The organism is Streptomyces sp. NPDC093221, assembly GCF_044753885.1.
GTDB lineage: Bacteria > Actinomycetota > Actinomycetes > Streptomycetales > Streptomycetaceae > Actinacidiphila.
Map to the genome: position 1 here is coordinate 1,322,758 of NZ_JBIVOA010000002.1, position 21,275 is coordinate 1,344,032.

A 21,275-nucleotide genomic window follows, 5' to 3' on the forward strand; every position below is an offset into this window, starting at 1 on the left:
GCGTCACTGATCACGGCTCAGCGCCCAACACCCTTTGTCCTGCGGCTGATCTGTCCGAGCGGCCACCCGCATGGCGTCCCCTCAGCCGGGTGTTGTACGGACGACGGACGCCGTGCGCCCGCCGACCTTATCCCCTGCGTGCGCGATCACCCCGTTTTCCGGAGGTTACGGGCGCACGCCACGTTGACGGTGTACGTCGTCGGGGCCGCGCGCCCCGCGAAACCCCCGGCTCGGGGAGCCCCGGCTCCGTTTGACGCGGGTAGTTATACGACCCACAATCATTGTTATGACTACAACCAATTCGGCATCCGGCAAGCGCGTCCTGCTCATCGGCGCCTCCCGCGGCCTCGGCCTCGCCCTCGCGCGGGAGTGGCGGCGCGAGGGGTGGCACGTCGTCGCGACCGTGCGCGGCACCCGGCGGACGGAGCTGCACGACCTCGCCGAGGCGCACCCGGACAGCGTCGAGATCGAGACGGTGGACGTCACGGTCCCCGAGCAGGTCACGGCGGTGCGCGAGCGGCTGGAGGGGCGCGTCTTCGACCTCCTCTTCGTGAACGCGGGCGTCACGAACGAGCCCGAGGGGACGGTGGCGGAGACGTCGACCGAGGAATTCGTGCGGGTCATGGTGACCAACGCGCTGAGCCCGCTGCGGGTCGTCGAAACGCTCTCGGACCTCGTGACCGGGACCGGCACCATCGGGGTCATGTCCTCGGGCCAGGGCAGCGTGGCCAACAACGAGCGCGGCGGGCACGAGGTGTACCGGGGCAGCAAGGCCGCGCTGAACACCTTCATGCGCAGCTACGCGGCGCGGCACGAGGGCGAGTCCCGGCCGCTGGTGCTGATGGCGCCCGGCTGGGTGCGGATCGGCGTCGGCGGACCCGGCGGGCGGCTGACCGTCGAGGAGAGCATTCCGAACGTCGTCAGGACGCTCGATTCCCTCCGGGACAGCCCCGGCCTGCACTACGTCGACTACCTCGGCAACACCGTCGCATGGTGACCCCGCCCCCGGACCCGGCCCCGACGCCGGCCACGGACCCGCACGCGGAACCCCCCGCCCCCTCCGCCTCCGCCGAGACGGTCTGGGCCCTCATGCACGGCTTCGTCGAGGCCCACAACCGCCACGGCGAGCTGGCCGAAGCCCTCGGCTTCCGGCTCGGCGCCGGACGCGGCAAGGCCCTCTTCCTCCTGCGCGACGCGCCCCTGACCCTCACCCAACTCGCCGCGTCCATCGGCGCCGACGCCCCCTACACCACCCTGATCGTCGACAAACTCGAATCCCACGGCCTGGTCGAACGCCTCCCCCACCCCGCCGACCGCCGCCGCAAGCTCGTCACCCTCACCCCGGCGGGCCACGACGCCATCGCCACCGCCGACGCGATCCTCCACCGCCCCCCGCCGGCCCTCTCCGCCCTCTCCCGGAAAGACCTCGCCCACCTCACCGCCCTCCTGACCCGCCTCACCTCCGCGATGAGTTCCGGGCCCGCCCCGAGTCTCCTGTAGTGACCGCCGCCGGAAATCCGGCGCCGGACACGGCCGAGAACACTCACGACAGAGCGCGGAGGACATCGTGACGAGCACGCAGGGCGAAGCGGGCGGCGGACGGCCGCCGGTGGTGGACATGGAGACGTGGCAGGCGGCGCGGGACGAGCTGCTGGTCAGGGAGAAGGCCCATACGCGCGAGGGGGACGCCATCGCGGCGGCGCGGCGCCGGTTGCCGATGGTGGAGTTCGACGGGTCGGTGGAGGTGACGGGCGCGCAGGGCCCGGTGCCGTTCAGGGACCTGTTCCAGGGGCGGAACGAGCTGTTGGTCTACAAGCACATGTGGCACGACGGGGCGCCCCACCAGGGCCAGTGCGAGGGGTGCACGGTCACGGCGTGGCACATGAAGGACGCCGCGTATCTGAACGCGCGCGGCATCTCGTGGGCCGTGCTGACGACGGGACGCTGGGAGGAGGTCCCGCCGTTCGTGGAGTTCATGGGCTACACCGAGCCCTGGTACTCGGTGCGCGACGTGGCCGCGCCGGTCGGCGGGGCGATGGGCCACCTCACCTCCTACCTGCGCGACGGCGACCGTACGTTCCTCACGTACGACACGACGGGCCGCGGCACCGAGGCGGCCAGCGGGAGCTTCGCGCTGCTGGACATGACGCCGTACGGGCGGCGCGAGGCGTGGCAGGACACGCCGGAGGGCTGGCCCGAGGGGAACGGTCCGTGCTGGTACTGGCGCGCGGACGTGGACGGGAACGCGACCTGGGGCCCGACCGGCCGGCCCGTACCGCAGTGGACGCGTCCCGGCGTGACCGCCGAGCAGACCCTGGGCCGCGGCGGCGAACACCACTGACGCGCCGCGGACGCCGTTGACGCGCCCGCCCGCCCGCACGCCACCCCGCCCCCGCCCTCACTTCCGTGAGACGAAAAACAGATAAGGCAGGTTGATAAGGTAGCCTTAGCATATGAACGAGGATCTGGACCCCGCAGCCGTCGCCGCCTCCCTCCTGACCGGCGTCGGCGCACTGGTGCGCCGCGCCCGGCAGGTGCCCACCGGCGGGGGCCTCACCATGCCCGAGCGAACGGCGTTGTCGCTCCTGAACCGCTCGGGGCCCACGACCTCCTCCGCCCTGGCCCGGCAGGTGCAGATCACCGCCCAGGCCATGGGCACCACCCTCGCCGGGCTGCGGGACCGCGGCCTGGTCGACCGCGGCCAGGACCCGGACGACGGCAGGCGCGTGGTGCTGACGGTGACCGAGGCGGGCCGGCGGGCGCTGGAGGACAAGCGCAACGCGCGCACCGAGCAGATCACCCGGGCCCTGACCAGCGGCGCGTTCACCCCGGCCGAACTGGCACAGCTCGCGGCGGCGGCCCCCCTGCTCGACCGGCTGGCCCAGGCCGTCTGACGCGACGGACCCCGCCCGAGGACCCGTCGGGAAGCCCCCGGACGCGACAGGAAGCGAGCCGATGTCCCATCCCTCCCAGGCGCTGGGCGACCGGTACAAGTGGACGGCGCTGACCAACACCACCGCCGCCGTCTTCATGTCCGCGCTCGACGGCTCGATCGTCCTGATCGCGCTCCCCGCCATCTTCCGCGGCATCCACCTGGACCCGCTCGCGCCGGGCAACATCGCGTACCTGCTGTGGATGATCATGGGGTACCGGCTGGTCCAGGCCGTCCTCGTCGTCACCGTCGGCCGCCTCGGCGACATGTACGGCCGGGTCCGTATCTACAACTCCGGTTTCGCCGTCTTCACCTTCGCCTCGATCCTGCTCTCCTTCGACCCGTACGACGGCGGCCACGGCGCGATGTGGCTGATCGGCTGGCGGGTGCTGCAAGCCGTGGGCGGCTCGATGCTGACGGCCAACTCCGCCGCGATCCTGGTCGACGCCTTCCCCAAGGAGCAGCGCGGCTTCGCGCTCGGGATCAACCAGGTCGCGGCCCTGGCCGGGATGTTCATCGGCCTGGTCGCGGGCGGCCTGCTCGCCGCGTGGGACTGGCGCGCGGTGTTCTGGGTGAACGTGCCGGTCGGCGTCTTCTTCACCCTGTGGGCGTACCGCACCCTGCGCGACACCGGAAAGCGCGGCGGCGGCCGTGTCGACTGGTGGGGCAACATCACCTTCGCGGTGGGCCTGAGCGCGGTGCTGATCGCGGTCACCTTCGGCCTCCAGCCCTACGGCGGCCACACCATGGGCTGGACGAATCCGCTGGTCGTCGCCCTGGTCGTCGGCGGCCTCACCCTGCTGGCGGCGTTCGTCGTCATCGAGAGACGCGCCACTTCGCCGATGATCCAACTGGGGCTGTTCCGGCTGCGGGCCTTCACCTTCGGCAATCTGGCGGGCCTGGCCATCTCGATCGGCCGCGGCGGCATGCAGTTCGTGCTGATCATCTGGCTCCAGGGCATCTGGCTGCCGCTGCACGGCTACGACTACAGCGACACACCTCTGTGGGCGGGCATCTTCATGCTGCCGCTGACCGCCGGTTTCCTCGCCGCGGGCCCGGTCTCCGGCTATCTGTCGGACCGGATCGGCTCCCGCGGCCTGGCCACCGGCGGCGCGCTGCTGTTCGGCGCCAGCTTCCTCGGCCTGATGCTCCTGCCGATCGACTTCAGCTACTGGATCTTCGCGCTGCTGATCGCGCTCAACGGGATCGCGAGCGGCATGTTCGCCTCCCCCAACTCCTCCTCGATCATGGGCAGCGTGCCGGACGAGCTGCGCGGGGTCGCGTCCGGCATGCGGGCGACCTTCCAGAATTCGGGCACCGCCGTGTCCATCGGCGTCTTCTTCTCCCTGATGATCGCCGGACTGGCCAGCAGCCTCCCGCACACCCTCACCAGTGGCCTGCGGCAGCAGGGCGTACCGGCGCACGTCGCGGCCCAGGTCGGCGGCCTGCCCCCGGTCTCGTCCCTGTTCGCCGCGCAGCTCGGCGTCAACCCGGTGCAGCACCTGCTCGAACCCACCGGCACCCTGGCACGTCTGACGGCGGCGCAGCGGCAGACGCTGACCGGACACGAGTTCTTCCCCGACCTGATCTCGGGGCCCTTCCACTCCGGCCTGGTCATCGTGTTCGCCTTCGGCGCCGTCCTCGCCTTCCTCGCCGCCGTCGCCTCGATGCTGCGCGGCGCCAACCCCGCCGCTCCCGGCCGCGAGCGCCGGAAGCGCGAGCACCAGCCGTCCACGGCTCCCTGACGCCGCCGACGGCCCCTCACCCCAGGAGAGACACATGCCCCTGCTCGGCCGACTCCTCAGCAACCGCAAGTCGGGCGACGCCCACGCGGCGTGGCACCTGCCCAACCTCCAGGGCCCCGACCTGCTGACCCTCACCAGCGAGGACTTCACAGACGGCGGCCCCCTGCCGCTGGAGCAGTGCGCGAAGAACGTCGGCGGCGCCGACCTCTCCCCGCGCCTGGCGTGGACCCCGCTGCCGGACGGCACCGCCCAACTCCTGCTGTCCGTCGAGGACATCGACGTCCCCATGTCCAAGCCCGCCGTGCACTGCCTCGCCCTGATCGACCCGGCGACGGCCGGCCGCCTGGACACCGGCGCCCTGTCCGCGCGCCAACCCGCCCCGGGCGTACGGGTGCTGCGGTCGACCATCGGCCGCGGCTACCACGGTCCCGCGCCGATCAAGGGCCACGGCCCGCACCGCTACGTCTTCCAGCTCTTCGCCCTCGCCGCCCCCGTGACCGACGGCGCCCCGACCACGAAGGACCTGACCCGCGCCCGCCCCCGTACCGTCCTGCCCGCCGTCGCCTCCCCCGTCCTCGCCCGCGGCCGGCTGACCGGGGTGTACGAGCGCTGACCCCGGCCGGCCGCGGCCGTGTGATCCACACTCTTGACGGCATATCGGCGCGTCATATGCGCATTTCGGGCGAACGGTTGTAATTCTGGCGGCCGTTGCGTCGCTCTTCGTCTCCCCCCGCCCGGACCGTCCCGTCCGGGCGGCGAGCGACGCGTGCCCGCCTCACCCAAGGAGCGCAGATGTCCCTGTCCCGTGCCGTGTCCCGCACCCGGTCCCGCCTTCTGGCGGTGCTCAGCGCCGCCGCCGTCGCGAGCGGGCTCGCGGTCGCCGTTCCGGCGGCGCCCGCCGCGGCGGCCGGTTCGTTCGTCGTCAGCGAGGCCCAGTTCGGCCAGATGTTCCCGGCACGGAACTCCTTCTACACCTACCAGGGCCTGGTCCGCGCGCTGGACGCCTACCCCGGCTTCGCCCGCTCCGGCGACGGCTCGGCGCGCAAGCGCGAGGCGGCCGCCTTCCTGGCCAACGTGAGCCACGAGACCGGCGGCCTGCGGTACGTGGTCGAGCAGAACACCGCCAACTACTCCCGCTACTGCGACCGCCGCCAGCCCTACGGCTGCCCGGCCGGCACCGCCGCCTACTACGGGCGCGGCCCTCTCCAGTTGAGCTGGAACTTCAACTACAAGGCCGCCGGTGACGCCCTCGGCATCGACCTGCTGCACAACCCGTCCCTGGTGCAGCGCGACGCCGCCGTGTCCTGGAAGACCGGGCTGTGGTTCTGGAACACCCAGAGCGGCGCCGGAAGGATGACCCCGCACAACGCGATGGTCAACGGCAAGGGCTTCGGTGAGACCATCCGCAGCATCAACGGCGACCTCGAATGCAACGGCAAGAATCCGGACGAGCGCAACGACCGCATCAACCTCTACAAGAAGTTCACCCGCCTCCTCGGCACCGACGTCGGCGGCGGCAACCTCTCCTGCTGACCCCCTTGCCGGTCCCCCTGCCGGGGCGGCCGGCCGATCTTTTGAGGCGCGCGCACCCGCGCGGTTCCTCTGCCAGGACGGCCGGCCGGTCTTTTGAGGCGCGCGCCTCTGTGCAGCTCTTTCCGCCGGGCGGCCGGCCGATCTTTTCAGGGGCGTGCCCCTCGGCGGTTCCCCTGCCAGGACGGCTGGCCGATCTTTTCAGGGGCGCGGGGAACTGCGCGACCAGCCCCCACCGGGCTGTCAGCCCGAAAACAACAGCATCTGCCCCGCTGGGGCCGGTCCTCAAAGGCGCACCACCGCGCGGGCTGAGCGCGCAGTTCCCCGCGCCCCCGGTGGGCAACCTCCTGCGCAAGGGGAGGGCACAGGGGCCGCGCCCCTAAAAGCATGGCCCTGCGCAAGGGCACCGTGGGGCTACTTGGGGGAAAGGTGGCATATGCGCGTAGGGGAGGAGGCCGGGGTGGTAGGGATCAGGCGTCCCTGTCCCCCAGGTCAACAGGAGTTTGAGCATGCGGAAGTTGCTCGGTCGGACGGCTGCGATCACGGCGCTGGCAATACTTTTGCTCGCCTCTGTGTCAGGCCCGGCCTCGGCCGCCGGACCCGCACGACAGGGGCGGCCCTCGGCGATGGCCGACGAGTGCTACCGGCACCACGGCGTCTGGTACTGCGCGGACGGCTGGGACTGGTATCCCGACCGCCACAGCACGGGCCCGGTCCTCTGACGAGGCCCCGCGGAGCCGGGCCGGGGCCCGGCGCCTGACCGCCGGGAAAGCCCGGCCCGCAGGGCCGCACCGTACGTCCCGGATCCCGTCCCCACGGTCCGGGACGCACGGCTGTCCGGCTGTCAGTGGTCGCCCCTAGAGTCGGGCGCATGGCGATGCTTCCTAACCCCCTGCCGCGACTCGCGGAGTTGGACCTGCGGCTGCCCGCGGGCACATTGGTCGACACGACGTTCGAGGGCCGCTGGCACGAGCCGCTGCTGTGGATGGCGGACGGCCCCGCGGCGGACGACGCGTGGGCGAGCCTGCTGCCCGCGCGGGCGGCGGGCCTGCAACCGCTGCTGATAGAGGCGAGCGCGCCGTACTCGAAGGGCCCGGTGGACTGGCAGTTGATGCCCGACCACGCGTCGTACGCCGGGGACCACGACGCCGAGGAAGTGCTCGCCGAGTTCTGGGCGGGCCTGATCGAGGAGGACGCCGAGGACGTCGAGGAGGACGACGTCCTCGCGCCGTACGGCGCGGCGTGGCCGGGCCTGGCCCCCGCCGCGAAGGCCGTGGACGACCCCGACGACCTGGCCGCCGAGGTCACCGCCGACATGGTCGGCTCCGGCTGGCTGGAGAATCCGCGCGCGGCCCTCGTCCACGCCCGCCGCAGCGCCGACATACCCGCAGCGATCGGCTGGAGCGGCCCGCTCAACTACGAGAGCGACCCCGCCCGCCTGTGCGCCGTGCTCCGCTCGTGGGAGGACCGGTTCGGCATACGCGTCATCGCCCTCGCCTTCGACCGCCTCACCGTCTCCGTCGCCGCGCCCCCGAGCACCCGGGAAGAAGCCGAGGCCGTCGCCGCCGAGCACTACGCCTTCTGCCCGGACAACATCGACCAGGGCACCTACGAGACGCTGCGCGAGTACGCGGAGAAGGCCCTCCTCGACGTCCACACGTGGTCCTTCTGGTGGGACTGACGCCCGGTCAGCGGGCGGCGAACTCGCACCACACGATCTTGCCGGGGTTCCGCTCCCCCACGTCCCACTTGTCGGCCAGCGCGTCGACCAGGACGAGCCCGCGCCCGGACTCCTCCTGATCGCGCTCACGCCCCGGCCGGTCGGCCAGGTGCGGACGGCCGCCGCCGCTGTCGTGCACCTCGACCCGCAAGGTGGTGCCGAGGTCGCGGCGCAGCAGTAAGAGGAAGCCGCGCCCCGGGGGCACGCCGTGCAGCAGCGCGTTGGTCGCCAACTCGCTCACACACAGGAGGACTTCGTCCTCCCGGCTCTCGAACCCCCACGCGGTGAGGGCTTCCCGCGCGAACTCCCGCGCGGCGGGGACCGAGCGCCGTTCCCGACGGTAGAACCGCTCCCGGCGGTCCAGGTGCTGGACGTCTTCGTTCATGAAGCTCAGCGTCGCGCAGCGTGTTCGGGGTGTACTAGACCTGTTACTCGTACGCGCCGCGTGTACGGGTTAGGACCGATACACGTCGAGTGGCAGTGGGGTAGTTACGGTCGTATGGCACCTCGCAAACGGCGTCCGCCGAACAAGGAAAAGAAGAACCTGTCTCCCTTCCACTCGCTCGGCGCGCAAGTGGCTCTGTTCCGTGCTGCGGCGGGGTACACGCAGGCCCAGTTAGCGCCAATCGTTATCGTGAGCCTGGCCAAGTTGGAGTCGATTGAACAGGGACGTCGCCCCTTGACTCTTTCCCTGGCACAGGAGCTGGACCGCTTGCTGGACACCAAGGGAGCACTGGAGGTGGCGGTACGTCACCTGCCGGAGGTCGACGACGCCATCCCGACCTTCGCGGCGGAGTTCGTCGAGCTTGAGCGCGAGGCACTCACGTACAACTCGTACCAGAACCAGGTGCTGCCCGGCCTTCTCCAGACGGAGGAGTACATGCGGGCGGTGTTCCGTAACGACATCCCCGCTCTCACCGAGGAGGAAATCGAGTTCCGCGTCACGGCTCGCCTGAAGCGACAGGAGATCTTGCAGGGGAAGATCCCGCCGGCCGCGAGTTTCATCATCTCCGAGGCCGCGCTCATGGACCGGATCGGCGGTGACGACGTGTGGCTGAACCAGGTGCAACACCTCCGCGAGTGTGCCGATGTGCCGGGCATCAGCATCCAGATCATCCAGTTGGGCCGGACCACACACGCGGGCCTTGATGGCCCCTTCGTTCTCTTGGAGACACCGGAACACGATCACCTCGCCTACGCTGAAACTCAGCGCGGCAGCCTGTTCATTCACGACCCCGACGGGGTGAGCATCCTTGCGCGCAAGTATGCGATGCTGCGCGCTCAGGCCCTCGATCCCGAGGACACGAAGGGTCTGTTGGACCGGTTGCTAGGAGAGTGATGAACGACCCCCTGAAGTGGTTCAAGTCCAGCTACAGCGGCAGCCAGGGCGGCGACTGCGTCGAGATCGCCTACGACTGGCGCAAGTCCAGTTACAGCGGAAGCGACGGCGGCAACTGCATCGAGGTCGCGGCTCACCCGGCCGCCGTGCACGTGCGGGACTCCAAGGACCCCCAGGGTCCGAGCCTCACGTTCACCCCGGCCGCATGGGCGGCCTTCGCCACCTTCGCCGCGACCGCCACCGCCACGGCGGCGCCGGGTTCCGATATGACCGATAAAACGCCACTTCTTTAGGACATTCCTAAAAATTACCCGGGGGTAAGGTGGGCGGAATCCCCAATTCGCCTCAGTTCACCTCTAGGACACCCCACCTATGAGCACCGTTGTTCGCGGAGATGCCGCCCCCACCGGCTCCGCGCCGCTGCCCGACCTCGCACCGGTCCCTGAGCCCGCCGCCGGAGGCAAGGCCGGGAGCGCGGCACCGCAGCCGAAGAAGCGGCTGTACGTGCTGGACGGTCTGCGGCTGATAGCCGCGCTCATGGTGGTCGCCTACCACTACATGGGCTTCGACGACTGGTTCGAGTCCCCGTGGGGGAAGTCCTCGCGCGCGGTCTTCCCCGGCGTCCACGAGGTGGCCGGGTACGGATGGCTGGGCGTCGAGCTGTTCTTCCTGATCAGCGGGTTCGTCATCTGCATGTCGTGCTGGGGGCGGACGCCGAAGCAGTTCGCCGTGTCGCGGTTCGTCCGGCTCTATCCGGCGTACTGGTTCGCCATCGCGGTGACCACGACGGTGCTGGTGACGCGGCCGGGGGGAACGACCCTTGCCGCGAGCGACGTGCTGACGAATGTCACGATGTTCCAGGAGCTGCTGGGCGCGCAGGACGTGGACGGCGTGTACTGGTCGCTCTGGGTGGAGTTGCGGTTCTACCTGCTGTTCATGGTCGTGGCGATGATGGGGCTGACCTACAGGCGAGTGGTCACCTTCTGCATCGTCTGGCTGCTGCTGGCCGGAATCGCGCCGCAGTCGGGGATCGATCTGCTGCAGTTGATGATCGTTCCCCAGTACGCGGCCTTCTTCGTCAGCGGCATCGTGATCTACCTGATGCACCGGGTGGGGCCCACGCCCATACTGTGGCTGCTGCTGGGGGCGTCCTGGCTGATGGCACAGAACCAGCTCACGGATCTGGTGGCCAGCGCCGAGGCGTCCACGCACACCAATCTGTCGTGGTGGTGGTCGCTGGCCGTCGTGAGCATCTTCTACGGTCTCGTCCTGGGCGCCGCCCTCGGGAAGCTGAACTTCTTCAACTGGCGCTGGCTGACGGTCGCCGGTGCCATGACGTATCCGTTGTATCTGCTGCACGAAGACATCGGGTGGGAGATCATCCGGCACACGCACGGGGTGCTCCCGGCCCGCATCCTGGTTCCGGCGCTGGTCGCCGTGATGCTGCTGGCGGCCTGGCTCGTCCACACATACGTGGAGACGCCCCTGGCCAAGGCGCTGAAGAACTGGCTGCTGCCCAAGAAGCCGGCCAAGCCGGCCAAGCCGGCCAAGCCGGTCCCCGCGCCGACAACCGGGCCCGACTCGGAAGCGACCGCCGGGTAGCACCAGAAAACCCACCGGACTCGGGCGTATCTCCGCGTATCGCCTTGGACGAAACCGCGCACCGCCGGTTACCGGCGGTGCTACGGTCTGCCAATCGTCCGCCGCTTTCGGGGCGTACAGGCACCGGAGAGCACCAATGCAGAGCCGTATCTCCTCAGGTCCATTAGCCTCCACTCCCCCGCTCGAATCGGGCCCGCCTGCGTCCGATCACCTTCTGCGCGGATTTCGGCAGTCGGAGTTATCCCGAAGGGCCAGACCGCCCGCTTCGCGTTATGCCGTGGACTTCGCGGTACGGGTCGCGCTCATGTCCGCCGGATACGTTCTGGTACTCGCCTTCGCACGGTCGCCGTTCGTCTCGCCCGGCGGTATCGCGTGGTTCGGCGGAATCACGCTTTTCGCACTGGCGTCCGTTTCCATGGTCGGGTCCTGGTTCCACGACGCGGTACACGGAAATGTGCGCGGCGGCCGGTGGAGGTCGGAAGCCGTACTGCGTGCGGGGTCGGCGGCGATCGGCCTCGGGCCGCGCTGGTGGTTTCACAAGCACGTGCGGTTGCACCACCGGTACGTGGGAAATCCGGCGTTCGACCCGGACATCCAGTTCGGCTGGTTCGGGCGGGTGACCGCCGAGCAGCCGTGGCACGCCCTGCACCGCGCGCAGCACCTCTACATGTGGCTGCTGCTGCCGTTCTCCACGCTGAACATGCTCAAGCCGAGCGAGCTGTGGACGACACGGCAGGCGGTCGTCCGGCGGGTGGTCGGGCCCCGGGGGCGCGGCTGGCCGTGGTTTCTGCTGGCCGACAAGTACCTGCCGCACGCCGTTGTCTGGATTCCGGTCTTCCTGGTGCTGCCGACGCGCCGGGCACTGCTGACGTATCTGCTGTTCCACTTGATATCCGGGACCTTCGTCTCGCTGATCACCCAGGTGCAGCACAATACGGATCTGGCCGAATACGGTCCTTCCGTCGACGGAACGGAATCGCTTTCCGCTCAGCTCTCCCGGTCCACCGACGTGGGCGGCGGCCGGGGATTCTGGTACTGGCTCAGCGGCGGCACGACGTATCACTGCGTCCATCACCTCGCGCCCACGCTGACCTTTCCCGAACTCCCGGCGGCGACGGAACGGCTCGTCGCCCTGCTCGCCGGAACCGAAATGACGGTACGGACGCATCCGTCGATGTGGGCGGCCGTGAAATCGCACGGCCGGCTCATCCGGGCGCTTTCCGTGCCGGAGAGCGGCACGGGACAGAGCGGCACGGGACAGAACTGCACGGGACAGAACTGCACGGGACAGAACTGCGCGGGAAAGAACTCCGCAGGACAGAACCCGGCACCGCAGGACACCGCTGGACACGGGGGGAAACTGTGACCGCACCGACCACCGGACCGATTCCCGCGCCGACCGCCGGGGGCGCCGGAGGCGCGGGGGGGCCGACCCCGGTCCCGCCACCTGGCCCGCCTCCCACGCCCGTCCCGATCACCTCCGAAGCGCTGAACATCAAGCCCTTCCTCGTCGAGCCGATCCTCGTCTCGCGGCTGCTGAAGAAGCGGTCCGTGACGCCGGGCCCCGCCGGCAGCCCCGAGGACGAGCGGTCGCCGTACGTCGTCGCGATCTGGGCGGTGCTCCTCGCCTGCCTGCTCGTGTCCTGGTCGGCGCTGATCATGAACTCGTTCTACCGGCCGCACTGGGACCTCAGCGTGCTCTCGGACGTGTGGTCGTTCCTGTCGCGGCGCGAGAGCGCGGACCCGGACGCGAACGCCGTACCGTTCCTGCGCGACTACCCCTCCTGCATCCTGACCTTCTCGATCGCCTGGTCCGTCCCGCTGGTCTACGGCATCTTCCGCAGCCTCCAGACCCTCCACGAGAGCCTGGACAAGTCCGGCTGCATCCGCTGCGACGACCAGGCGCGCGCCCACCTGAAGTCGGCCGTGGACGACCTCAACGCCAAATACGCCAAGCACGGCAAATACTCCTGGCTGGTGCTGCTCGGCATCGTCGCCGTCGTCACCGGCATCAACCTCCGCCTCCAGGGCCACCTCTTCCACTTCCTGGGCTCCGACGCGCTGTACGACCAGTGGTGGGGGCGGGCCGCGCCGGTCACCTTCGGCGGTGTGGTGTGGATCTTCATGGGCACGGTCGGGATGTACATGGCGTACGCGGAGGGCGTCGTCGGCATCCACTACGTCAAATTCCTCAAGCAGTTGAAGAACGAGTACAAATTCGGCACCAACCCGCTCAACCCCGACAACTTCTACGGCTGGGCGAAGCTGCGGCAGGCGGTGTCCAACCTCCAGGGCGGACTCACCTGCACCTTCGCAACGTCCTTCGCCATGTTCTTCTTCCTCCAGCCGGCCATCGGCACCTATCCGACGCTGTTGTGCCTGGCGGCTTTCGTGGGCATGGTGCTCTATGTGTTCATCGGCTCGATGACGCACATCAGGCGGCAGGTGCGGGTCGACCGCAAGGAGCAGATCGACCAGATCATCGCCGCCATGCCGGACCCCGACTCGACCGATCCGTCCGCCGGGGTGCGCTACCTGGTGGCGCTGCAACGCCTGCGCGACGTACAGAAGTTGCCGTCCATGCCGATCCGCAACGGCCTGCTGTTCGCGGGCGCGTTGTCCGTCCTCGCGCCGACGGTCGCCATCGCCGTCCAGGTCATCAAGCTCATCAAGCCGTAGCCGTAGCCGTAGCCGCTGGCCGTGGTCGCCATCCCCGCGATCACCGTACTCACCGTAGTCAAGGAGCCCCGATGCTTTCGGTCGCTGTTCAAGGTGGCGCGATGCGGTCCATCTACGCGCTGGGGGTCGTCCGCGGCATGGTCGACCTCGGCATCCACAGCAAGGTGGGTTCCGTGCACTCCTCCAGCGCCGGGTGCGTGGCCGGGGCGGTGCTCGCCGGGCAGGCGCGGGCCGACGACGCGCCGGACCTCACCGGGCTGGTGAAGACGTTCCTGGACGACCTCAGCGGCCGGAACTTCATCGACAGCAGGCGCGTGACGAAGATGGTCGACGTCGACCTGCTCGTCTCCGTCATCCGCGAGCAGACCGGGCTCTCGGTGGCCAGCCTGACCAAGCACGCGCTGACCTTCGAGGTCGCCGTCACCAACGCGGTCACGTCCATCGCCGAGTACTTCGACCTCGGCCGGTGCACCTCGGACGCCGAACTCTTCGAGGTGCTGCGGGCCACCATGGCCATCCCGGTGCTCTACCACCGGCGGGTCCGGCTGCGGTCCCAGACGTACGTGGACGGCGGCATCTCCGACCCGCTGCCGCTGCTGCGCGCGCTGGCGCGCAATCCGAGCGCCGTCATCGCCGTCTCCACGGTCGGCGCGGGCTCGCTCGGCCACCACCTCAGCGGCAAGGAGGCGCTGGTCATCCGTACCGCGCCCGGCATATCCGCCCCGGTGCGCGGCCTGATGCTCGCCTACAACCCGCTGGCGCGGGTCTCCGAACAGATCATGGTCCAGGGCTCGTTCGGGTCCGTCCCGATCCACCGCGTCACCCCGTCCGACCCGGACGTCCTGACCAGCCGGACGGAGACCGACCGCAAACGGCTGCTGCGGGCCGAGGAGTTGGGGTACGCCGACGCCCTGGCGGCGCTGTCCGACTGCGAGTTCGAGGACTTCTCGGAGGCAGGGGCGGGCTAGGGCCTGTCCGGTCCTAGAGCCGCTGGGCGGCCTCGGTCGCCCAGTACGTGAGGATCATGTTCGCGCCCGCCCGGCGGATGGACGTCAGCGTCTCCATGATCGCGCGGTCGCGGTCGATCCAGCCGTTCGCGGCGGCGGCCTCGACCATCGAGTACTCACCGGAGATCTGGTACGCGGCGACGGGCACGTTCACCTCGTCGGCGACGCGGCGCAGCACGTCCAGGTAGGGCAGGGCGGGCTTGACCATCACCATGTCGGCGCCCTCCTCCAGGTCCAGCGCCAGCTCGCGCATCGCCTCACGGAGGTTGGCCGGGTCCTGCTGATACGTCTTGCGGTCGCCCTTGAGCGAGGAGTTGACGGCCTCGCGGAAGGGGCCGTAGAAGGCGGAGGCGTACTTCGCGGTGTACGCGAGGATCGCCACGTCCTGCTTGCCGATCTCGTCCAACGCGTCGCGTACGACGCCGACCTGACCGTCCATCATGCCGGAGGGGCCGACCACGTGGACGCCCGCGTCGGCCTGGACCTGGGCCATCTCGGCGTAGCGCTCCAGCGTGGCGTCGTTGTCGACGCAGCCCTCGGCGTCGAGCACGCCGCAGTGACCGTGGTCGGTGTACTCGTCCAGACACAGGTCGGACATCACCACGAGCGCGTCGCCGACCTCGGACACGACGTCGCGGATGCCGAGTTGGAGTATGCCGTCGGGCTCGGTGCCCTGGCTGCCGACCGCGTCCTTCACCTCGGGCACGCCGAAGAGCATGATGCCGCCGACCCCGGCCGCTGCCGCTTCCGCCGCCGCCTTGCGCAGCGAGTCGCGGGTGTGCTGGACGACGCCAGGCATGGAGGAGATCTCCTGCGGCGCGCTGATGCCCTCGCGGACGAACATCGGCAGGATCAGCTCCGCCGGGGACAGCCGGGTCTCGGCGACCATGCGGCGCATCGCCGGGGTCGTCCGCAGACGTCGCGGGCGCGCGCCCGGAAACTCGCCGTACCGGCTGCTCATGGCTGCGCCGCCTTCCCGTGGGTCCGAACCCGTGGAGATCGAGGCACCCTCACGATCGAGGGCTCTCTCCCACGGTACGCCCGCTCCCGGTGTGCTTTTCCCGACGCCCAGTCGGCTCCGCAAAGGCCCGCGGCAATGCGGAGGAGAAGAAGATCCGTTCGCTTCCGCGCCGCGCAATTCGTCGGCCGCCGCCGTATCCGCGGAAAGGCGGCCACCGGAAATTCGGGCGTTGCCGACGGGCCATCGGCGTCGCGGCCCAGGGGGTGTCGCGGCCTGGTGAATGCGCCTTGCCGATGCGGGCCGGGCTCACCCGGAGAAGAAGCGCGCCTCCGGGCAGCGGTGCGAGGGGCGGTCGTAGCCGGGCGAGGCGAGGTCGTCGTAGAGCGTGGTGCCCATCGAGCGCGGGTCGCCCGCGCCGGGCGAGCAGAGGACGACCGGGTACGGGCCGCGGGGCACGAGAAATCCCCGGTGGGCAATTGCCGACCGGGGATCGCCACGCGTATATTGGTTTCTTCTGCGCGCATTCAGCGCACATGGGAAAGGCCCCGATCACGGGGCCAACAAGAACAACCATATCCGACGGGGAGCCGTTTTGTCAAATCGGGAAAGCGTCGAATTGCGGGAAGAGCAGGAATTCATCGACCGCGTCCACGCGCGGGTCGACGCGCTGCGCGGTGTCGCGGCGCAGGGCGTCGAGGACGCGCTGACGCCGGTCGGCACCGGCCTCCAGGCGCGGCTCGAACGCGACATCCGGGTCGCGGAGCGCTCCGGCCTGCTCGCGGCGCTGAACGCGGTCGACGGTTCGCTGTGCTTCGGCCGCGTCGACCGCTCGGACGGCGCCACGCACCACATCGGCCGGATCGGCATCCGCGAGGACGACGCCGACCGTACGCCGCTGCTCATCGACTGGCGCGCGCCCGTCGCCCGCCCCTTCTACCTCGCCACCGGGCACACCCCGATGGGCCTGCGGCGCCGCCGCCACATCGCCAGCGAGGGCCGCACCGTCACCGAGCTGCACGACGAGATCCTGGACCTGGCCGACGGCGAACGCACCGGCTTCGAGGACCCCAACGGCGACAGCGTGCTGCTCGCGGCGCTCAACTCCGCGCGCACCGGCCGGATGGGCGACATCGTGCGGACCATCCAGGCCGAGCAGGACACCATCATCCGCGCCCCGCACCGGGGCGTCCTCGTCGTGGAGGGCGGCCCCGGCACCGGCAAGACCGCCGTCGCCCTGCACCGGGCCGCCTTCCTGCTGTACGAGCAGCGCGAACTGCTCTCCAAGCGCGCGGTGTTGATCGTCGGCCCCAACCCGGCGTTCCTGCGCTACATCGAAGAGGTGCTGCCCGCCCTCGGCGAGACCGGCGTCCTGCTCGCCACCCAGGCCGAACTCTTCCCCGGAGTCCACGCCACCGGCACCGACACGCCGCGCGCCGCCGCCGTCAAGGGCGGCGAGGAGATGGCCGAGGCGCTGGCGACGGCCGTCCGCGACCGGCAGCAACTGCCCGAGCCCGGCGCCCCGTTGATCATCCGGCACGACGACGGCGACCTCATCCTCGACTGGGAGATCGCGTACGAGGCCCGGCAGGCGGCCCGCGACACCCTGCTGCCGCACAACCTCGGCCGCCCGCACTTCGTCTTCCGCGTGATCGACGCGCTGACCGCGCAGCTCGCCGAGCGGATCGGCGCCGACCCGTACGGCGGGCCCAACTTCCTCGGGCCCGACGACATCGCGCTGCTCGGCCGGGCCATCGCGGCGAGCAAGGAAGTCCACGCCGCCGTCGACGAGTTGTGGCCGCCGCTGACCCCCGAGGCGTTCCTGGCCGACTATCTGGCCGCGCCGGTGTACCTGCCCGCCGAGGACGCCGACGCGATCCGGCGCCCGCGCCCCGACAACCCCCTCGACGCCCCGTGGACGCCAGCGGACGTCCCCCTGCTGGACGAGGCCGCCGAACTCCTCGGCGTGGACGACAGCGCCCGGCTGGCGGCCGAGGAGGCCGTACGGCAGGAGCGGATCGCCTACGCGCAGGGTGTGCTGGAGCTGTCGCGGGGCTCGGAGTCGTACGAGTTCGAGGACGAGGAGTCCGAGGTCCTGGCCGCGCACGACATCATCGACGCCGAGCGGATGGCGGAACGGCACGAGGAGGACGACCACCGCAGCGCGGCCGAACGCGCCGCCGCCGACCGCACCTGGGCGTTCGGGCACATCATCGTGGACGAGGCGCAGGACCTGTCGCCGATGGCGTGGCGGCTGCTGATGCGCCGCACCCCGACGCGTTCGCTGACGCTGGTCGGCGACCCGGCGCAGACGTCGGAGGCGGCGGGCGTCGGCTCGTGGGAGAACATCCTGCGGCCGTACGTCGGGGACCGCTTCGAGCACGTCACGCTGAAGGTCAACTACCGTACGCCCGCCGAGATCATGGAGCTGGCGGCCAGGGTCGTACGGGCGCAGGACCCGCGGTACGTCCTGCCGGTGTCGGTGCGGTCGACCGGCGAGCGGCCGTGGACGCGGGACGCGGGCGGGGACCTGGCGGGGACGGTCGCCAAGGCCGCCGCGGAGCTGACGCCGCTGCCGGGGCAGGGCCGCCTGGCGGTGATCGCGCCGCGCGAGCTGCACGAGGAGATCGCCGCCGCGCTGGACGGTGTCACGGCGGGCGAAGCGCCCGACCTGACCCGGCCGTTGGTGCTGCTGGCCCCGCGCCAGGCCAAGGGCCTGGAGTTCGACCATGTGCTGGTCGTGGAGCCCGCCCGGTTCGGATCGAGCGACCTGTATGTGGCGCTCACCCGCGCCACGCAGCGCCTGGGCGTCGTCCACCGGGAGCAACTGCCCCCGGCGCTGCGGTAGTCGTGGGCCCGTGCGGCCCACCAGGTCCTCGACGCGGGCCCTGGGTCCCGGCCCTGGGTCCGGGCCCTGGACGCGGGCCTCAGATCCGGGCCTCAGATCCGGGCCCTAGACGCGGGCCCTTCTGCGCGAGCCGGGACGGCGCTCGCTGGGACGGGTCACCGGGTCGCCCGCCTCCTCGGCCGCGACCCGGCGGGCCGTACCGAAGTCGGCGAGGGCCTGCGCGAGGGCGAGCACGGACGGCTCGGGCGACATGACGTCCACCCGCAGCCCGTGCTCCTCCGCCGTCTTGGCGGTGGCGGGCCCGATGCAGGCGATCACGGTGACATTGTGCGGCTTGCCCGCGATGCCGACGAGATTGCGTACGGTCGAGGACGAGGTGAACAGCACCGCGTCGAATCCGCCGCCCTTGATGGCCTCACGGGTGTCGGCGGGCGGCGGCGAGGCGCGCACGGTCCGGTAGGCCGTCACGTCGTCCACCTCCCAGCCCAGCTCGACCAGTCCGGCCACCAGCGTCTCGGTGGCGATGTCGGCGCGCGGCAGGAAGACGCGGTCGATCGGGTCGAAGACCGGGTCGTACGGCGGCCAGTCCTCCAGCAGCCCGGCCGCGGACTGCTCGCCGCTGGGTACCAGGTCCGGCTTGACGCCGAACTCCACCAGCGACTGGGCGGTCTGCTCGCCGACCGCGGCGACCTTGATACCGGCGAAGGCCCGCGCGTCGAGCCCGTACTCCTCGAACTTCTCGCGCACCGCCTTGACGGCGTTCACCGACGTGAAGGCGATCCACTCGTAGCGTCCGGTCACCAGGCCCTTGACGGCCCGCTCCATCTGCTGCGGGGTGCGCGGCGGTTCGACCGCGATGGTCGGCACCTCGTGCGGCACGGCGCCGTACGAGCGGAGTTGGTCGGACAGCGACGCCGCCTGCTCCTTCGTGCGCGGCACCAGGACCCGCCAGCCGAACAGCGGCTTGGTCTCGAACCACGACAAGTGCTGGCGCTGGGCGGTGCGTTCGCCGACGACGGCTATCGCGGCGATCGGTCCCTCGGGCGTCGGCAACGCCTTGGTCGCCTTCAGCTCCGCGGCGATGGTGGCCAGCGTCGCGGTCCAGGTGCGCTGCCGGGTGGTGGTCCCGGCGACGGTCACCGACAGCGGGGTGTCGGGCTTGCGTCCGGCGGCGATGAGTTCCGCGGTGGCGATCGCGACGGTCTGGAGCGTGGTGGAGACCACCAGTGTCGCGTCGCTCGCGCCCACCTCGTTCCAACAGCGGTCGCCGGCGGTGGCCGCGTCCACGAAGCGCACGTCACTGCTCAAGTGCACGCCCGCGTAGGCGGGTACGCCGACGGCGGCGGCCACGCCGGGCACGACCTCGAAGGGGATGCCCGCGTGGGCACAGGCCAGCATCTCCTCGGCCGCGGACGAGTCGAGGCCGGGGTCGCCCGCGACCGCACGGACGACCCGCTTTCCGGTCCGCGCGGACGCCATGACAAGCTGGGTGGCAGCAGCCGAGACAGCGGAGATGTCCAACACCTCGCCGTCTGCGGCGGGTTGGGCCGTGCCCACGTCCGCGCGGGCGTGCGTGCGGACCACGTCGAGCACCGGCGCGTCGCCGACCAGCAGGTCGGCACGGGCCAGCGCCTCCACAGCGCGCAAGGTCAGCAGCCCGGGGTCTCCGGGCCCGGCACCGAGGAAGGTGACGTGGCCGGAAGAAGGTCGGTTGGAACCGGCGGTCCCGGCGGTGTTCGTCGTTGCAGCGACGGCGGCGGGGTTCAAAGTGCGCGCTCCCCCATAAGACCGGCCGCACCCTTGGCGAGCATCTCGACGGCCAACTCGCGCCCGAGGGCACGCGCTTCGTCGTCGGACGCCGGTACGGGGCCGGTGATGGACATCTGCACCAGTGAGGCGCCGTCGGTCGTGCCGACGACACCGCGCAGGCGCAGCTCGGTAGTCTGCCCGTCGGCCACGAGGTCGGCGAGCGCGCCCACAGGGGCGGAGCAGCCGGCTTCGAGGGCGGCGAGCAGGGATCGCTCGGCGGTCACGGCGACCCGGGTGAACGGGTCGTCGAGCTCGGCGAGCTGTGCGGCCAACTCCTGGTTGGAGGCGGCGCATTCGACCGCCAACGCTCCCTGGCCGGGAGCGGGCAGTACGGCGTCGGCAGCGATCAGCTCGCTCGCCTCCGCGAGCCTGCCGATACGGTTCAGCCCGGCGGCGGCCAGTACGACCGCGTCGAGCGTGCCGGAAGTAACGTACCCGATGCGGGTGTCAACATTGCCACGGATCGGCACCGTCTCCACGTCCCTGCCGTGTGACCGTGCCCACGCGTTGAGCTGCGCCATCCGTCGCGGGGAGCCCGTGCCGACCCGCGCTCCGTCGGGCAGCGTCTCGAACGTCAGGCCGTCGCGGGCCACGAGTGCGTCCCGCGGGTCCTCCCGTACCGGGATCGCCGCGAGCGTCAGGCCGTCCGCCGCCGCGGTGGGCAGGTCTTTGAGGCTGTGCACCGCGAAGTCGATCTCGCCGGCCAGGAGGGCGTCCCTCAGGGCCGACACGAAGACGCCGGTGCCGCCGATCTGGGCCAGATTCTCGCGCGAGACGTCGCCGTACGTGGTGATCTCGACCAACTCGACCGGGCGGCCGGTCAGTTCCGTCACCTGGGCGGCGACCATGCCCGACTGCGCCATCGCCAGCTTGCTCCGCCGGGTCCCCAGCCGAAGGGGCTGCGCCCCGTGCGAGGAGGGTGCCCCCTCGACGGCTTCCTCGCGCACGGAGGGTGCCCCCTCGGGGGCGCGGGGCACCGCGGCCTCAGCCGCGGCGGCGCCGCTCGTCTCCGCCGGGTCCAGCGGGGCACTGCCGGTTGTTCCCGGACCACCGGCCGTCACCGGCCGGCCGCGCAGTTCCCCGCGCCCCTGCGGGGCACGTCCAGC

The 21,275-nt window shown here is 70.9% G+C and carries 20 protein-coding genes; 15 read left to right on the top strand and 5 right to left on the bottom strand.

Annotated features, from left to right (window positions below; all coding sequences use genetic code 11):
* Nucleotides 1-286: 286 nt before the first annotated feature.
* From ACIQCJ_RS11890 to ACIQCJ_RS11925, 8 genes are all read left to right on the top strand, one after another.
* Nucleotides 287-997 (top strand): SDR family oxidoreductase, encoded by a 711-nt coding sequence (locus ACIQCJ_RS11890; RefSeq protein ID WP_402711254.1) that lies wholly within the window; start codon nucleotides 287-289, stop codon nucleotides 995-997.
* On the top strand, nucleotides 991-1,500 hold the full coding sequence (locus tag ACIQCJ_RS11895; protein WP_391163536.1) for a MarR family transcriptional regulator: 510 nt from the start codon (nucleotides 991-993) through the stop codon (nucleotides 1,498-1,500). The genes ACIQCJ_RS11890 and ACIQCJ_RS11895 overlap by 7 nt, the downstream gene beginning before the upstream one ends.
* 67 nt (nucleotides 1,501-1,567) lie before the next feature.
* Complete coding sequence (locus ACIQCJ_RS11900; protein WP_401308974.1) at nucleotides 1,568-2,341, top strand: DUF899 family protein; 774 nt, start codon at nucleotides 1,568-1,570, stop codon at nucleotides 2,339-2,341.
* A gap of 112 nt (nucleotides 2,342-2,453) precedes the next feature.
* Nucleotides 2,454-2,894 carry a MarR family transcriptional regulator gene (locus ACIQCJ_RS11905; protein ID WP_391163538.1) on the top strand — a complete coding sequence of 147 codons (441 nt, stop codon included), beginning with the start codon at nucleotides 2,454-2,456 and terminating at the stop codon, nucleotides 2,892-2,894.
* A gap of 61 nt (nucleotides 2,895-2,955) precedes the next feature.
* Nucleotides 2,956-4,677 (top strand): MFS transporter, encoded by a 1,722-nt coding sequence (locus ACIQCJ_RS11910; protein WP_402711256.1) that lies wholly within the window; start codon nucleotides 2,956-2,958, stop codon nucleotides 4,675-4,677.
* Nucleotides 4,678-4,711: 34 nt separating this feature from the next.
* Nucleotides 4,712-5,290 carry a YbhB/YbcL family Raf kinase inhibitor-like protein gene (locus ACIQCJ_RS11915; protein ID WP_355340636.1) on the top strand — a complete coding sequence of 193 codons (579 nt, stop codon included), beginning with the start codon at nucleotides 4,712-4,714 and terminating at the stop codon, nucleotides 5,288-5,290.
* Between the two features lie 179 nt (nucleotides 5,291-5,469).
* Nucleotides 5,470-6,210 carry a chitinase gene (locus ACIQCJ_RS11920; RefSeq protein WP_402711257.1) on the top strand — a complete coding sequence of 247 codons (741 nt, stop codon included), beginning with the start codon at nucleotides 5,470-5,472 and terminating at the stop codon, nucleotides 6,208-6,210.
* Nucleotides 6,211-7,078: 868 nt separating this feature from the next.
* Entirely contained in the window at nucleotides 7,079-7,888 is an 810-nt protein-coding gene (locus ACIQCJ_RS11925) for a DUF4253 domain-containing protein (protein WP_402711258.1), read from the top strand.
* 7 nt (nucleotides 7,889-7,895) lie between these two features.
* Here the strand turns inward: ACIQCJ_RS11925 and ACIQCJ_RS11930 are convergent, their stop codons facing one another.
* Nucleotides 7,896-8,312, bottom strand: coding sequence for an ATP-binding protein (locus ACIQCJ_RS11930; protein WP_355340645.1), 417 nt, complete (start codon nucleotides 8,310-8,312; stop codon nucleotides 7,896-7,898).
* A gap of 114 nt (nucleotides 8,313-8,426) precedes the next feature.
* Between ACIQCJ_RS11930 and ACIQCJ_RS11935 the strand changes: the two genes are divergently transcribed.
* The 6 genes from ACIQCJ_RS11935 (at nucleotide 8,427) to ACIQCJ_RS11960 (ending at nucleotide 14,515) form a co-directional block, all read left to right on the top strand.
* Nucleotides 8,427-9,266 (top strand): Scr1 family TA system antitoxin-like transcriptional regulator, encoded by an 840-nt coding sequence (locus ACIQCJ_RS11935; RefSeq protein ID WP_391052030.1) that lies wholly within the window; start codon nucleotides 8,427-8,429, stop codon nucleotides 9,264-9,266.
* Nucleotides 9,266-9,559, top strand: coding sequence for a DUF397 domain-containing protein (locus tag ACIQCJ_RS11940; RefSeq protein ID WP_391052033.1), 294 nt, complete (start codon nucleotides 9,266-9,268; stop codon nucleotides 9,557-9,559). The genes ACIQCJ_RS11935 and ACIQCJ_RS11940 overlap by 1 nt, the downstream gene beginning before the upstream one ends.
* 79 nt (nucleotides 9,560-9,638) lie before the next feature.
* Complete coding sequence (locus ACIQCJ_RS11945) at nucleotides 9,639-10,868, top strand: acyltransferase family protein (RefSeq protein ID WP_402711259.1); 1,230 nt, start codon at nucleotides 9,639-9,641, stop codon at nucleotides 10,866-10,868.
* A gap of 277 nt (nucleotides 10,869-11,145) precedes the next feature.
* Entirely contained in the window at nucleotides 11,146-12,234 is a 1,089-nt protein-coding gene (locus ACIQCJ_RS11950) for a fatty acid desaturase family protein (protein WP_402711260.1), read from the top strand.
* Nucleotides 12,231-13,547 (top strand): hypothetical protein, encoded by a 1,317-nt coding sequence (locus ACIQCJ_RS11955; protein WP_391052041.1) that lies wholly within the window; start codon nucleotides 12,231-12,233, stop codon nucleotides 13,545-13,547. The genes ACIQCJ_RS11950 and ACIQCJ_RS11955 overlap by 4 nt, the downstream gene beginning before the upstream one ends.
* Before the next feature lie 71 nt (nucleotides 13,548-13,618).
* On the top strand, nucleotides 13,619-14,515 hold the full coding sequence (locus ACIQCJ_RS11960; protein ID WP_355340662.1) for a patatin-like phospholipase family protein: 897 nt from the start codon (nucleotides 13,619-13,621) through the stop codon (nucleotides 14,513-14,515).
* Between the two features lie 13 nt (nucleotides 14,516-14,528).
* On the opposite strand, the gene hemB is transcribed toward ACIQCJ_RS11960, so the two are convergent.
* Together hemB and ACIQCJ_RS11970 are read right to left on the bottom strand one after the other, a co-directional pair.
* The gene (hemB, locus tag ACIQCJ_RS11965; RefSeq protein ID WP_402711261.1) at nucleotides 14,529-15,515 is read right to left on the bottom strand and encodes a porphobilinogen synthase; all 987 of its coding nucleotides are present in this window, start codon (nucleotides 15,513-15,515) and stop codon (nucleotides 14,529-14,531) included.
* Nucleotides 15,516-15,821: 306 nt separating this feature from the next.
* Nucleotides 15,822-15,971, bottom strand: a complete 150-nt coding sequence (locus ACIQCJ_RS11970; RefSeq protein WP_355340667.1) for a hypothetical protein — start codon at nucleotides 15,969-15,971, stop codon at nucleotides 15,822-15,824.
* 160 nt (nucleotides 15,972-16,131) lie between these two features.
* Between ACIQCJ_RS11970 and ACIQCJ_RS11975 the strand changes: the two genes are divergently transcribed.
* Nucleotides 16,132-18,360: an AAA family ATPase gene (locus tag ACIQCJ_RS11975; protein WP_355340743.1), complete on the top strand. Its 2,229-nt coding sequence runs from the start codon at nucleotides 16,132-16,134 to the stop codon at nucleotides 18,358-18,360.
* 105 nt (nucleotides 18,361-18,465) lie between these two features.
* On the opposite strand, the gene ACIQCJ_RS11980 is transcribed toward ACIQCJ_RS11975, so the two are convergent.
* Both ACIQCJ_RS11980 and hemC read right to left on the bottom strand, forming a co-directional pair.
* Nucleotides 18,466-20,127, bottom strand: a complete 1,662-nt coding sequence (locus ACIQCJ_RS11980; RefSeq protein WP_355340670.1) for a bifunctional uroporphyrinogen-III C-methyltransferase/uroporphyrinogen-III synthase — start codon at nucleotides 20,125-20,127, stop codon at nucleotides 18,466-18,468.
* Nucleotides 20,124-21,116: a hydroxymethylbilane synthase gene (gene hemC / locus ACIQCJ_RS11985; RefSeq protein ID WP_401308945.1), complete on the bottom strand. Its 993-nt coding sequence runs from the start codon at nucleotides 21,114-21,116 to the stop codon at nucleotides 20,124-20,126. The genes ACIQCJ_RS11980 and hemC overlap by 4 nt, the downstream gene beginning before the upstream one ends.
* Between the last annotated feature and the right edge of the window lie 159 nt (nucleotides 21,117-21,275).